This window comes from Mucilaginibacter sp. PPCGB 2223 (assembly GCF_001705515.1).
Taxonomy (GTDB): Bacteria; Bacteroidota; Bacteroidia; order Sphingobacteriales; family Sphingobacteriaceae; genus Mucilaginibacter.
This window is the reverse complement of sequence record NZ_MDJS01000001.1, coordinates 1,978,005-1,990,463: the sequence shown is the minus strand read 5'-3', so window position 1 is coordinate 1,990,463 and position 12,459 is coordinate 1,978,005. Positions and strand designations below refer to the sequence as shown.

The 12,459-nt window shown below is 50.2% G+C and carries 12 protein-coding genes; 6 read left to right on the top strand and 6 right to left on the bottom strand.

The annotated features are described in order from the left end of the window. Positions 1-3: 3 nt before the first annotated feature. Entirely contained in the window at positions 4-2,376 is a 2,373-nt protein-coding gene (locus tag BEL04_RS08630; RefSeq protein WP_066002364.1) for a hypothetical protein, read from the bottom strand. A 193-nt stretch (positions 2,377-2,569) separates the two neighbouring features. Here BEL04_RS08630 and BEL04_RS08625 point away from each other — a divergent pair, with 193 nt between their 5' ends. Then, positions 2,570-2,800, top strand: coding sequence for a hypothetical protein (locus tag BEL04_RS08625; protein WP_066002363.1), 231 nt, complete (start codon positions 2,570-2,572; stop codon positions 2,798-2,800). A 20-nt stretch (positions 2,801-2,820) separates the two neighbouring features. On the opposite strand, the gene BEL04_RS08620 is transcribed toward BEL04_RS08625, so the two are convergent. Further along, positions 2,821-3,036, bottom strand: a complete 216-nt coding sequence (locus BEL04_RS08620) for a hypothetical protein (RefSeq protein WP_066002361.1) — start codon at positions 3,034-3,036, stop codon at positions 2,821-2,823. Here BEL04_RS08620 and BEL04_RS08615 point away from each other — a divergent pair. Continuing rightward, a complete protein-coding gene (locus BEL04_RS08615) occupies positions 3,019-3,261 on the top strand; it encodes a hypothetical protein (RefSeq protein WP_066002359.1) in 243 nt (80 codons plus the stop codon). The two genes, BEL04_RS08620 and BEL04_RS08615, sit on opposite strands and share 18 nt — an antisense overlap. 376 nt (positions 3,262-3,637) lie before the next feature. On the opposite strand, the gene BEL04_RS08610 is transcribed toward BEL04_RS08615, so the two are convergent. Together BEL04_RS08610 and BEL04_RS08605 are read right to left on the bottom strand one after the other, a co-directional pair. Then, complete coding sequence (locus tag BEL04_RS08610; RefSeq protein ID WP_066002356.1) at positions 3,638-3,892, bottom strand: helix-turn-helix domain-containing protein; 255 nt, start codon at positions 3,890-3,892, stop codon at positions 3,638-3,640. Positions 3,893-4,193: 301 nt separating this feature from the next. Then, complete coding sequence (locus BEL04_RS08605; protein WP_066002353.1) at positions 4,194-5,273, bottom strand: hypothetical protein; 1,080 nt, start codon at positions 5,271-5,273, stop codon at positions 4,194-4,196. Positions 5,274-5,527: 254 nt separating this feature from the next. Here BEL04_RS08605 and BEL04_RS08600 point away from each other — a divergent pair, with 254 nt between their 5' ends. Both BEL04_RS08600 and BEL04_RS08595 read left to right on the top strand, forming a co-directional pair. Next, positions 5,528-6,538 carry a sensor histidine kinase gene (locus BEL04_RS08600; RefSeq protein ID WP_066002351.1) on the top strand — a complete coding sequence of 337 codons (1,011 nt, stop codon included), beginning with the start codon at positions 5,528-5,530 and terminating at the stop codon, positions 6,536-6,538. Beyond that, a complete protein-coding gene (locus BEL04_RS08595) occupies positions 6,535-7,239 on the top strand; it encodes a LytTR family DNA-binding domain-containing protein (RefSeq protein WP_066002345.1) in 705 nt (234 codons plus the stop codon). Before BEL04_RS08600 ends, BEL04_RS08595 begins: the two co-directional genes overlap by 4 nt. On the opposite strand, the gene BEL04_RS08590 is transcribed toward BEL04_RS08595, so the two are convergent. Further along, positions 7,231-10,203, bottom strand: coding sequence for a lantibiotic dehydratase (locus tag BEL04_RS08590; protein WP_066002343.1), 2,973 nt, complete (start codon positions 10,201-10,203; stop codon positions 7,231-7,233). The two genes, BEL04_RS08595 and BEL04_RS08590, sit on opposite strands and share 9 nt — an antisense overlap. 71 nt (positions 10,204-10,274) lie before the next feature. On the opposite strand from BEL04_RS08590, the gene BEL04_RS08585 reads away from it, so the two are divergent. Further along, the gene (locus BEL04_RS08585) at positions 10,275-10,673 is read left to right on the top strand and encodes a MauE/DoxX family redox-associated membrane protein (protein ID WP_066002341.1); all 399 of its coding nucleotides are present in this window, start codon (positions 10,275-10,277) and stop codon (positions 10,671-10,673) included. A 97-nt stretch (positions 10,674-10,770) separates the two neighbouring features. Continuing rightward, positions 10,771-11,043 carry a DUF6520 family protein gene (locus BEL04_RS08580; RefSeq protein ID WP_066002339.1) on the top strand — a complete coding sequence of 91 codons (273 nt, stop codon included), beginning with the start codon at positions 10,771-10,773 and terminating at the stop codon, positions 11,041-11,043. A 52-nt stretch (positions 11,044-11,095) separates the two neighbouring features. Here the strand turns inward: BEL04_RS08580 and BEL04_RS08575 are convergent, their stop codons facing one another. Continuing rightward, positions 11,096-12,448 (bottom strand): RagB/SusD family nutrient uptake outer membrane protein, encoded by a 1,353-nt coding sequence (locus BEL04_RS08575; protein WP_256389363.1) that lies wholly within the window; start codon positions 12,446-12,448, stop codon positions 11,096-11,098. Between the last annotated feature and the right edge of the window lie 11 nt (positions 12,449-12,459).

Here is a 12,459-nt window from a genome sequence, read left to right as displayed (position 1 = left end):
GGTTTATGCACTTGGTTTAGATAAGTCAAGTTCCGCTATACCTTTTTTGATCGGTTGCTGCAGCATCGACCAAATGGTTTCTTCATAGAGCGATGAACCTGTATCGTTTTTGATCAAAAGCTCAAAATTGAGTAGTTTGTTACTTTTAGAAAATAAGGAACTACTTGAAAAATCCGTGACCGTGTCGTCGACTACAGTCATATTCTCGGGCTCTGTCAACCGTATTAAGTTAAAATGGTATATGTCAATTTCCTGGTTAACTTTCAGGAACATCCCGTAATCGGATGCCGTGAGTATGCTATTAAACCAAAACCGGCATTCATTATGCACGACCGGGATAAAAAACAAAACTTGCCGGTCCTGTTTCCAAAAACCAATGTCACTTTTCTTAAAGTCGCTGAAAATCTTAAGTATATTAACAATGTCTTCATAGACTTCGGGACTCAACCCGTAAACAATGATATCGCGAATCGCAAGATAGCCGAATTGAAGACCTGCGAGCAATCTGATCCAATCGCTGGATGAAGAGACAGTAGCAGCCAGTTCCCCGGCGTTCAGTACCAATATTTGACCGTCCGATATTTTGTCAACCTGTGCTACCAAGTTTTCCAGTTTTTTATACTTGTTTTTACCTTGACCGGGGACAAAATGCGGTTTGATCAAGCGGTGCGGGCTCTCCGGGCTAAAACCATAACCGTGTAGTTCCATAAATACAGAGGCCCCAATACTCGTTCCGGAAGCGCGCGTATGTTGCGGTACCGCATGGTGTTCAAATTCCTCTTTAACCGGGATCAGGAATTGATAGTTCGTGCCAAGTGATAAATAATCCCTACTGATGCGCTCGACAATTTGACCCTCTGTTGTAAAAAGGTAAAAACCGATCGGCCGCTTCTCGGTCAGGCTATTGGAGGAAATATGAATTTGAGCATTTCGGTCATGAAGTATGTGCTGTGAAAAGATCAACAATCCTAAACGTGCTTTTACCCGGTTGATCTGGTGGTAAAGTTGAATGGTATGGTAATTAAAAAACTGATTGAGGGAAAATAACTGCATTTGCTGGATATCATCGGTGTAATTCTCCGCGATGGTGTGCCGCATTTCTGCATTTTCAATAAGCTGTTCATACTCATTCTTTTCCTTTTCTAAATTTTTCAGGTATTTTTCCTTTATACCCGTGCGGCCATTATCGATCACATTGATATCTAAAAATTTATGGCCTGCTGAAAATTGCTTGCGCCATCCTTCTTCGGTGCTTTTCAGGTTGACTACACGCTCGAACGAATAGATGCGAGCCGTGATCACACCGATGCCTGTTTCGGTATGTTCTACGATGTTTTTGGACAGCTCCTCTAATGCATAGGCAATATCCCGGGTGTAACGGATAAGTCGCACCAGGTTTTCGTTAAATAGCGTAATGTAATTTTCTTTGACTAGTTTTTCGTCTTTCTCCGTAATTTCCGGGGCAATGAATGGTCTGATCTTTTCCAGGATGTCAGGAAGCTTATTCGGTATTTTGAAAAGATCGGTATGCTGAATCAGAATCGAAAAGAAATAAGCTTCCACGTCGTTGAACTGGAATACGCCTTCTTTGAGTAGGGTTCTCAGTACGCCCGTCTTAAATAAAGCGGGCGAATCATCACCTTTTTTAGTCCGAATGGGATTGCCGATCTGATAGTCCGTTTCCAAGCCTTTATCCCGGGCAAAAAGATACCGCAGCAAATAAAGATCATACAGGGCACGCATAAAATAGGAACCGCTCAAGTCCAGCGGCTTCCACGTAAAGTACTCTCCGCGGCTGAGGTCATACTTGTCAAAGAATTCTTTATAAAAATTCTCCCGGTCACCGAGTTTGGGAAGGACACCTTTAAATTGTTGAAAGGTCTCTCTTAAAAGGGTGGTATAATCCCGTCCGGATCGCTTCGGCTGGAACAAGGTCTTGATCGTTTGCGACGTAATCAGCAGTGGGGGTATATAATTTCCCGAACGCTCTGTATTAATGCCCTTATATGTTTCGTCTCCGATATAAAGTTTAAATATTTCCTGACGGGCATTGATCTCAAGATGTGTCCGGTGGTTCAGCAACCTGTAGAAGTATTTGGAAAGTTGTGTGCCTGATTCATTGGCCGGTAGGATCAGATTGATCTGAATATTCGGAAAATCAAACTTCAACAAGGTCAGATAAGAAAGGAAAATCAGGTCAAAATCAATCTCGTCATCCGCCGCGCCATTATGATTTTTAAAACGGACGTTGAGTTTCATTCCCGGTTTCAAAAATGCTCTGCCTTCTTTGACCAATTCTTGCAGCAGTTCACGGTATTCTTCGACAAATTCTTGCAAGAAAGAATTATTTATGAGGACAGGCAAGTCGAGTACCATGGTTTGCCCGGTTCGATATTGTTGCAAGAGATTCAAGTTAACAGAACTTTAGGGGTATGTTTGTTTTAATAATAAAAAATAATATTAAGACTAAATCACCTTAATACCAAACTTTTGTAAAAAATGAATCAAATAAAATTCCGTAAATAATATCCGAATTATTTGTTGCCAACTATTTCTCAGATACTAACTAATGGGGGCAGCCGTAGATGAGTTCGATGGTGCCGGTCTGACTGACGGCCCATTGGGCAGGTTTGAAGGATTGGAGGATGGTTTCGGATGCGACCTGGAGTTTGGTGAGTGCAATGTTGAGGTAGTCCTGGTATTTTTCGTTGGCAATGATCCTGCCGAGTCTTTAGTCGTTGCTGGTGTTTTACTGCTCGTCTTCTTTGAAATCTTCGAGTTCGACATGGTCAAAAGATGATGAGCTTGTCACCCAAACCTTCATTTGATATCAGCCCATCGCATGACTTTACCTATTCCATAAGCCTTGATCACCTCATTAGGATCATCAACAACCAAATACCAAGGCACAAACACATACTCTTCACCGTCTTTTACCACGCCTCCTTTGAGTAGGTCTTTGGGTGGAAAGAAACCCGGATTGTCGGGGTAAAGGAACAGGCGCAAGTAGGTGCCTTTTTGGTCTATGCGCTTCACCTCGCGAGCAAAGAGGCGCTTTTTCCTGATAAGCTGGTTGATCGCCTTACGGTCGAGGGTAAAATAAAGCTCCAGTTCGATTTCTTTGAAGTAGTCTTTGTCGGTCAGGTCGCCGGGGATAATATCGTCTTTGATGGCTTGGTGGCAGTGCAGGCATTGCTGGCCGTTCTGGTCGAACCAGGCTTTTTTGCCGTTGACGTAATCGCCGCAGATTTTGCAGGGTAAGTTGCGTTCCGGATGGAAGCCGTCGGGCTCTTGTTCTAATTGCTGGGCTTGTAGTTATGCGGGGTTCAGTAAGGCGATGATGCACAACAAGTTATTGTTCTCATCGGACTTTACGGTCATCAGATACTTTGCTTTCATATTGAGTTAATTAATATGTTTAGTGCTTTGCCTACTTCAATAAAAGCATAAATGACGCTACTAACAACCCATTATGCCTTGATGTGTTGGACGGTCGCCTGAATCCCGGGACTTTAAAGCCATTATTTAAGGACCATATAACTGCAGCTTCATGGTACTTTCAGCGTTGGCTACAACGTATTGCAAAACGGGTTTCAAGTTTTTCGGCTTGTGAGTGCTGGGCCAAATCCATCCGGACTTACTCAAACCCCTCGCTAAAAAATTCCGCCAAACTTATATCCAGTGCCTTGATTACACGCACAAGCGTGCTGAAGTTCAGATCTTTTCCTTTTTCGTAGCGCCAGTACTGGGCGCGGGAAATATCATGCGCCATCGCGAATTTTTCGTAATTGTCATGGCCCTTCTCGATCCGGATGGCCTTCATCCGCGAGCCGAGGCGCTTGAGCATCTCTTCTGTATGCGGGTCAAAGTTCTTGGGTTTTCGGGTAGCCATGCCCAAAATAAGTTAAAACCCATCGTAAAAAGTACCGTTATTAAGATACATCATATAAGGTGTATCTTAAAAGATGTATATTTGGTTATGGAGGATAGGGAGTTTTTAAAGGAGCGATTAGAAGCGCTTAGCTTTAAATCGGAGTTTTGTGCGCAGGCGTCACTAATGGGATTGGAAACCCTGGAAGATGTGCTCATTCTGTCACCTGAAGAATTATTGCTGCGGCCGGGTTTTTCCTTCGGTTGGCTTGGTGAGCTGACGACGTTTTTGACCGACCGGGGCCTCCTGCACCTCCTGCAGCCTATTCCGGGAAGAAGTGACGATCGATCTTTTTGATCATCTGCGCGAACTTATCACGAAGAACCGCGGCCGTAACCTGGCCCGTGCTGTAACTTTCCTTACTCAGGCTGCCGTAAGAGATGTTTTCCTGGCGTTTGCTGCGGAAATACGCAGAGAAAAAGCGCAGAATATCAGAGAAATTCTCCGTACAGAAAATACCTTCGTCATACAAAAGCTTTAACAGGCAGGCGAGCTGGGCGACGGAAAGGTTAAGGCCAAGCTTTTGAATAGGGGTGGTACAGGCCGGCGATTGTTCACGAACACGCACGATCTCCTCACTTAACCAGTTGTGCAGCATCGAGCGGAGAGAAGGCCAATCGGCCTGGTAGCGGTACCGGGTCTGAACGGGCAGGCCCCCGAACCGGCAGCGTTCGGCCAATAGGTAACGGAGTTTTTCCTGTTGCCCCATTTGCTCCGCATTTTTGCTGATCCTGGCTTGCAGCAGGGCCAGGTGGTGCAGGTGATTGAAATCCAGGTGAAGAAACAGTACATCTACCTGCTGTTCGATGTCCGGAGAGCTGAAATCCAGCTTTTCCAGTTCCCCGGTGAGTTTATCGAAATACCGGATCGCCCCCAGCGTATAAAGGCAAGCCTGTCCAGGTTGCAGATAGGCATCAAAATAGCTGCCGATACAATCTTTCAGGCCCGCGGGCAGGCTGGCGTTAAGAATGGCCGGTCGCAGCGCGCTTATTTCTTTTAGCCGCAACTGACGCCACGCGTGTGTGTACAGGGAGGGCAGCCGGAGATCGTCCTCCAGATAAGCACCATACCGGTTGACCAGGGTTTCGGAGAGGTGCAGTAAACCGCTTTCTAAGGCCTTATGCTCTCCGGTGAATGTAGAGAGGGTATCCGAATGTATCGAGATACCCTCCAGGTGAAAACTGTAATACCGTTTAAGGCACTCGTTGGTAGCGGCTGAAAAGGTCGCCTGTCGCCAGGCCAGGATAATTTCCTCCAGTGTCCCGGTGCAATCCGGTTCCCCGGTACCCGCGAAAAGGTCATCGATAACCTTACCCAGGGAATGCAGTTCATCCCTGAACATACCCTATAACAGGTGGGTGGTGTTGACCGTGGTCAGACTTGTTGTGTCCGTCGAAGTCGTGTTGGTCGTTGTGTCGGTATCTCCGCTCCGTTTAAATTTGTTAGTAAATTGTCCTACTGTCCCTCTTTTTTTGGTCGGTAACTGGTGAAGTTTTTTCATTGTGTTTATCTTTTTTTTATTAAATTAAACTTGTTTTCGTTTGGATTTGTATTTTTTAAGTAAACCGGCATTTTGCCGGTGTGAAAGTGTGATATATGAGAGGATTCAAAAAAAAGCTCCCGCTGTTCCTGATCCATATGGCCTGCTGGGCGGCGTTTATTGGGTATGAGCTAGGGCTCTTGTACTATAGTATCGGTCACCTGGAACCGCTATATCGCTATGTATTGTTTTACGCCCTGAACATCGGTTTTTTTTATGCGCAAGCCACAGTACTCAATAGGACCTTTTACCGTTCTTCACCGGATTACCTTGGTGGTGTTTTGCTTTGGCTGCTACTTTTAGGGGGCTACCTGCTGGTCAAGGCCGGGCTTGATTTCCTCCTCTACGCGCGTCCCTTAACTGCCGTTCGTCCGATGATGCCCGGCTACCTGTTCCGTGCAGGCTATTTTGCTATCCTTTCGGCTGCATACTGGAGTTCAGGATATATTGCTTTTTACCGAAATAAGGTCACCGAGGCGGCCCGGAAACAGGCTGAGCTCCGAAATGCTTATCTGGAACAGCAGATCAGTCCCCATATGCTGTTCAATACCCTGAATTTTATATATAGCGAGGTGCGCAGGAATTCGCCGGATGCCGCAAGGAGTGTCCTGCTGCTTTCCGATATTATCCGATTCGGGTTGGAAGCGGCGGACGCCAATGGAAGCACGCCCGTTGAAGAGGAACTCATGCACCTGCGCCAGTTGGAAGAGATCAACCGTTACCGTTTTGCCGCGGGTTTTTATTTTGAGCTCACAACCGAAGGGGATTTTTCCGGTCTCCGGATCATCCCGATGGTATTGCTGACCCTGGCTGAGAATCTCTTTAAACACGGGCATCTGGGCGACCCGGGGGCACCGGCAGGCATACTCATCCGTGCGCTTCCCGGTGGGGTGCTGTACTACCATAGCCATAACCGTAAGAAGTCAAAGAACGATATGGCCCGTCGCGGGGGCACCGGGTTAATGAACATCAAAGCCCGGCTGGACCATGCCTACCAGGGGCGATACGAATGGGATACCAGCGACACTCCTGAAAACTATACGACCACGCTAATAATTCACCTATGACCCTGACCTGCTACATCGTCGATGACGAACCTCACGCCATAACCGTGTTACGCGATTATATTGAGAGTACCCCGGAACTGACCCTGATCGGTTCATCAACAGACCCTTTAAAGGCCCTCGCTGAAATAACTGCCCCGGAGCCCCCGGATATCACGTTCATCGACGTGGATATGCCCGGGATCAACGGTCTGGAGTTCGCCCGGCTCACCGGCCGGCAAACGATGATCATCTTTACGACCGCCTTCCGGGAATACGCGGTCGAAGCTTTTGAACGCCACGCCGAGGATTACCTGGTCAAACCCGTTTTTTATGAGCGCTTCCTGTCGGCCGTACAGCGTGCCCGTCAGAATAAGTTAAACCGTTCTCCGATTGCCAACCCCCTTTCTTTCTTTGTAAAGACCGGCGTTAAAGGTAAATTGGTACGGGTGCAGTGTGATGAAATACAGTATATCGAAGGCGCAGATGCTTATATCCGGATATGCCTGAAGCGGGAACAACTGATGACCTATATGACCCTGAGCCAGGTGATGAAACACCTCCCGGCAACCCGCTTTACCCGGATCCATAAGTCTTACATCGTGCAGGACGGCGCGGTGCGCGTCCTGGAACCGGGGCAGGTAAAACTGGAAGACGGTACCGTATTGCCGATCGGACCTGCTTACCGTGATGCTTTTCACGCCAAACTGCATGACCTATATTGAGCCGGCTGCCTGCCGTGCCCTTTCCGATGTTTTATACAGATGCAGGCAATAATAAGTAAGCAATTCCAGTTCGCGGGTGTGCGTACTGAAAAAGCGGTTCAGCTGCATATGGACCAGGTCGGCCAGTAAGGCTGACTGCCGCCCGGGACCATCGCTTACACTCAGGTCATAAATAAGGCGGGTTTGTTCCAATATCGCGTTAAGCGGGGCAGCCAGTTCTGCGGGCAGGCCCGATGTACCGGCCTTCAACCATTTTTCGACGTCCTTTTTTTGTTGCCTGTACTTTTTATCCATTTCGGTGCGTAAGTTTTTCTGCCCCCGGTAATTTTGCAACATGCTTTCTGCGACTTTCTGACAAAATACAGCGCTTCCTTCCGCCTGATAAAATATGCCGATCATCGCCGAAGCGCAAAGCAGCGCCAGCCTGAAAGGAGGGCAGGCTTCCGGTTCCTTCGGGTCCGGATCAAGGGCGCGCAGGAAAAGCAGGCTTCCCAGGTGAAATAACTCTTCGGCCTGCCCGATCAGGCCCGGCCCATAGCGTTCTAACTCTCTTTGATAGGTGCCGGCCTGGAAATCACCCACCATCTGGTCGTATCCCGCCTTCTCCAGTGACCTGCGCAGGATTGCCAACAGGGCCCCGCCGAGCTCCGGATGGATGCGAAAACGAAGCCGGAGGTGATACCTGGGATCGTTATACCGGATAAAAAACCAGGAGGAGACCGCGGACCCTGCCTCATCAAGGGTTGCGGCGATCACTTCCGACAATAATTTATCGGCGGTAAACGGGGTGCAGTAGAGCTTCAGGTAGAGCCATTCACTGCCCGGCGGGAAGTCCCTCGTTACCGGCGGCACGTTGCCTTTACCGTCCTGGGCAATTACCGGGCGATAGGCCCTGCCATCATGGTACATAAAGGCAATAAACTGGCCGGCCAGCGGATCGATGCCTTTGCGGACCGACCGGTCGGGCAACAGGTATTCCAGGAATTTTATCGGCTCCCCGGGTTTAAGACAGTTGATCAGGAATGCCACTTCTTCCGCTTGTGCCAGGTCAAAGACCAATTGTTGATCCTCTGTTCCCGTGCTGACCCGCCTGGGCAATCCGTACTTGTTTCGCAATGTCCTGATACCTTCCATATATTTTGCAGGCCCGAGTGAGCGCAAAAGGTCAATATCCTGCTGCCCAATATGCCATTTGGCGGGAGCGAGAATAGTTCGGCCATAACACACCCGCGGATATTGCTGCAGCCCGGGAAAAAGTTCTTCCAGGTCCAGGGAGCGGGGAGCGGAACAAGCGTGGTATTGCAGGTCGCAAAGCAGGCGGAATATCGTAAGGTCGCTCTTTCTGAAATTGTATGCGCTGGGCAGCCTGGGGATCACCCTTTTGCCCAGACGCGCCGATTCGAGCATCAACTCTCCGTCACGTACGGACAGCCACAGGTCGTCCGGTCTGAGCTGCGCATCCAGGGGCGTCTGTGAGTAGACGTTCAGCGGGATCTCGTAGTCATAGATTTGCCTGCGCCGGTTGACGTTGTCCGCGTGGGTGTCGGATAATTGCCCGATATCGGCAAAAAGGACACCCGGATTCGCTTCCTGTTCTTTTAAGGCGATCTTGCGGCATAGCTCATGTGCGGTATCACTAAAAACGGAGAATCTGCCTGCGAGCGCGGTGGCTGTTGCACCTCCGGAATGTTCGATCAGCAGGTGTTCTTCCGTATGGCGAAAGATAAGGCTCATGCTCGGGGCCCGGGTTTCGGGCGCCCGGGGCGGCAGTGTCTCCAGGTCCTGATCGCTGATATCCAGAACGGAGTTCCCTCCCCGGGGCCAAAGCCGGAACAATAACTGGCGGACGGGCTCCCAGGAAAGGAGAGTTTCTTCGGGATCGACCCTGGAGAAAGGCAACCCATCCATCAATGGCGGCATCGCAGCGGCTTCGAGTTCCGCGTACCCGATACCGGTATCGTTATCCAAAGCCTCAAGGATCGGGACTTTTTCACGGTCATAACGCTCGCTAAACGCCGAAATAAAGCGCGTCAGCGCTGAAGGCTCCGGTGAAGGGCTAAGCCGCGCCAACATGTTTGTTACCCGGGCGAGTTCAGCCGGCGTACTTTCATCCGGGCAACCTTCCTGCAGGTGGCGTTCCGTAGCAGCATAGAAATATGGCCCATCTTTTTGATGCTCCAGTACAGGCAGAGCGTGGAACCAGTTACTTCCCGTGGCAGGCAGGTCGGCCCCCGCGGGAACATTTAGGGCCAGGTCCCGGAAAGGGTCCGTAACCGCAGTGATGATATGTCCGCGTTCCGGGCCTATAACCAGTTGCGTTTCGCGCAGGAAGCCGACGTAATCTTCCGCCTCGCCGGCAGCGCAGCCGGTTTGTTCCCGTATCCACTGTTGCAGTTCGGCGACCGTGTATGGCTTTTCGCGTAAAGCAGCTATGAGTTCCTGATGGAACGGGATATGTTCAATGGTATCCAGGTTATATTGGTAGAGCCCCCGGGCATGTGCAACTGACCGGATGAAGCGGTAATCTTTGCCCGCCTGGTAGAGCACCGGGTTTAGGACGAGGTGCGCGTCGGGTCCCCGGCGGTAACATTGGTTCAGGCCTTGAACAATGTGCTGGTCGGGCAAAAGATGGAGCCGCGCCTTTTCGTCGCCTGACAGTTTCACCGCGCCGCTGTCGCTCCAACTCAGCAGGCTGAAGCTCGCAAATGCGCCGAAAGGAGTAGGGCGGAAGCACATCCGGTTATAGTATTTGGCCAGCGTATGTTTTTCCTTATCGGACAACCGGTCAAACTCAAAACACTTTTTCTGTAGCGCCTGGTAAAAGACCGGGCTGGCCAGCCATACCGCGTTGCGGAAATACTGATCGGCCAGCACCCGGGGAAGGCGCAAGAGGTCGTAATCCAGGTAGCCATAAAAAGGCGCCCTTAAAAACAGCTGGGGCATCAATTGATAGGGGTTGTTCATCGGGCGGGGTTTAGGGGTATACTACCTTTTTCATACTGTTTTCGCTTCCGCGCCGCTTCTTCCTTTGTGTCATGAAAAAAATCACAGATGCGTTGCCCATTGCCTTGCTGGTGCTCCTGTACGTTTACGCCTCGGTTTCCAAGCTGGCTGACACCGGAACTTTTCGCGGTCAACTCTATAACCAGGCCTTCCCGCATGAGATGGCTGCCCTCCTGTTTTACGCTTTGCCGGCGACCGAACTGGGTACAGTCGCCTTGCTGCTTTTTTCGAAAACGGAACGCTACGGTTTGCTGCTTTCGCTGTTCCTGCTGCTGGCTTTTACAGACTATATCGCGCTCGTGCTCGGGCATTTCTTTCCGCGGGTGCCCTGTTCCTGCGGCGGGATCCTCAGTCATATGGGATGGAAAACGCACCTGTTGTTCAATATCGGCTGCCTGGCCATAAACGGTTATGCGCTCCGGCCCAAATAAAGACCTAAGGGGAAGCCGAAAACCTTCGAACAGAGTAGGCATCATTATTTTACCTAAAGTTTTTCGTTCGTTTTTTAGCAAAAAAGCGTTCATGTGTATGAAAAATTTAAAAGTTAAGTTGGCCGCTTTGGCCATGGTGATCGGTTTGGGCAGCGCTTTCGCAACTGTTAAACACGTTGCATTGAGCGACCGCAAATGGAGCTACGACGCTTCGCTTGATCAGTACACAGACATCACCGGCCAGCAAAAAGGCATCAACTACGATTGCGATGAGGCTTCGTCGGTGTGTACCGCCACCTATCCGCAAGCCCAGGATCCTAACCAGGATGACAGCAACCCGGTAAGCGTGGAAACCGGCGTGTTTAATTAAACCGCCTTTTTCCCCGGAGCCTGCCCGCCGAAAGGCGGGCGGGCTTTTTTGTTTAGCGCTCATTCTGACTCAGCCCCCCTAAACTGATCTCATCGGGGGGGAGCGGATAGGTGTAGCGCTTGCTTCCGGGGGTAAGGGTATAGGTATTACCGTTCAATGGTCTCGTTAATGTTACGGCGAAACGCGGTTCGGTGTTTAACCTTCTCAGGTCGGTCCAGCGCAGGTTTCGGCCGATCAGTTCCTTGCGTCTTTCTGTTAAGATCATCCCCAATGCGGCATCCGCGTCAAATGCAGTAAAAGGGACAAAAGTTCCCGTTTTCCAGCGTTTGGCAAGCAAGGTGTTCAGGTCTGCCATCGCCGCCGCTGTCTGGCCCTGCCTGGCAGCGCATTCGGCACGGACAAGATACATCTCATCGGTCGCCAGGCCGGAAAAAACAGCGACAATACCCGCATAATTGCCTTTGAAGGTGCCGCTGATACCCGAAGTCTTGAAAAATACCGGTTTACGCAGATCGTTCGCTGCATAAGAGCGGTAAAGGCTGGTATCTGCCAGGGTAGATGCGGAAGAAGCAAATGAATAGCTGTTCAGCGACGAATAATAAATGATCTCATCGTTTCCATAGGGGATGGCCCTTGGAAAAGGCTTGGCAGCGCTTGTGCTTAACGTATTGTAATCGATCAGCGTGTTCTTTGACTGCAGGCAGGAATCCGCGTAAAGCCCTGCCCGTGCGTAATCTCCCATGACCAGGTAAGTGCGGGCGAGCAGGGCATAAGCTGCGGCAACGACCGGGCGGCTCTTTTCGTTATTGCTTGGCGGGAGCAGCGGACAGGCAGCGCGCAGGTCGGACAAGACCTGTGCATAGCCATCGGCTACACTGGCACGCACGGACTTTTGGGAAATATCGGACGCCAGCCGGAGCGGGATGCCCGGATCGGTACCTGCACTGGCCGCATGATAGGGTGGGGCGAACAATTGCAGCAAATGATAGTTGGCAAAAGCTCTGGAAAACAGAGCCGTGCCCTTAATGGTATTGAAATCATTTTGGTTGGTCGCTGTGACGGTAATCACTGGAAGGGCCTCCAGTACCACGTTGGCATAAAAGACCTGCTGAAACGGAATGTTCCAGTCGGTTGACTTGGACGCACCGTAAATGTCTGCCGCCCAGGTATAACTGTTGCGTTCCCCGTCGGTGTTCCAGGCAGTCCACCCCGCTGCCGAGGTATAAAAGTCACCATCTGCGATACCGGTGATGCCGGGTGTCAGGTTAAATACGGCGATATTGTCCAGCAGGGCCTGCATATCGGATAGCGTGGTGGGGACGAGCAATGCCTTATTGGGCTTGGTGTCCAAAAGATCCTTGCGGCAGGCAGCCAGCACGGCAAGGCAGAATATCCAGAAGATCATCGTTTTTTTCA

Bases quoted from the DNA above. Each gene is read 5' to 3' on its own strand.
- BEL04_RS08630 (WP_066002364.1), bottom strand. From the start codon at position 2,376: ATGGTACTCGACTTGCCTGTCCTCATAAATAATTCTTTCTTGCAAGAA.
- BEL04_RS08625 (WP_066002363.1), top strand. From the start codon at position 2,570: ATGGGGGCAGCCGTAGATGAGTTCGATGGTGCCGGTCTGACTGACGGC.
- BEL04_RS08610 (WP_066002356.1), bottom strand. From the start codon at position 3,892: ATGGCTACCCGAAAACCCAAGAACTTTGACCCGCATACAGAAGAGATG.
- BEL04_RS08605 (WP_066002353.1), bottom strand. From the start codon at position 5,273: ATGTTCAGGGATGAACTGCATTCCCTGGGTAAGGTTATCGATGACCTT.
- BEL04_RS08600 (WP_066002351.1), top strand. From the start codon at position 5,528: ATGAGAGGATTCAAAAAAAAGCTCCCGCTGTTCCTGATCCATATGGCC.
- BEL04_RS08595 (WP_066002345.1), top strand. From the start codon at position 6,535: ATGACCCTGACCTGCTACATCGTCGATGACGAACCTCACGCCATAACC.
- BEL04_RS08590 (WP_066002343.1), bottom strand. From the start codon at position 10,203: ATGAACAACCCCTATCAATTGATGCCCCAGCTGTTTTTAAGGGCGCCT.
- BEL04_RS08585 (WP_066002341.1), top strand. From the start codon at position 10,275: ATGAAAAAAATCACAGATGCGTTGCCCATTGCCTTGCTGGTGCTCCTG.
- BEL04_RS08580 (WP_066002339.1), top strand. From the start codon at position 10,771: ATGAAAAATTTAAAAGTTAAGTTGGCCGCTTTGGCCATGGTGATCGGT.
- BEL04_RS08575 (WP_256389363.1), bottom strand. From the start codon at position 12,448: ATGATCTTCTGGATATTCTGCCTTGCCGTGCTGGCTGCCTGCCGCAAG.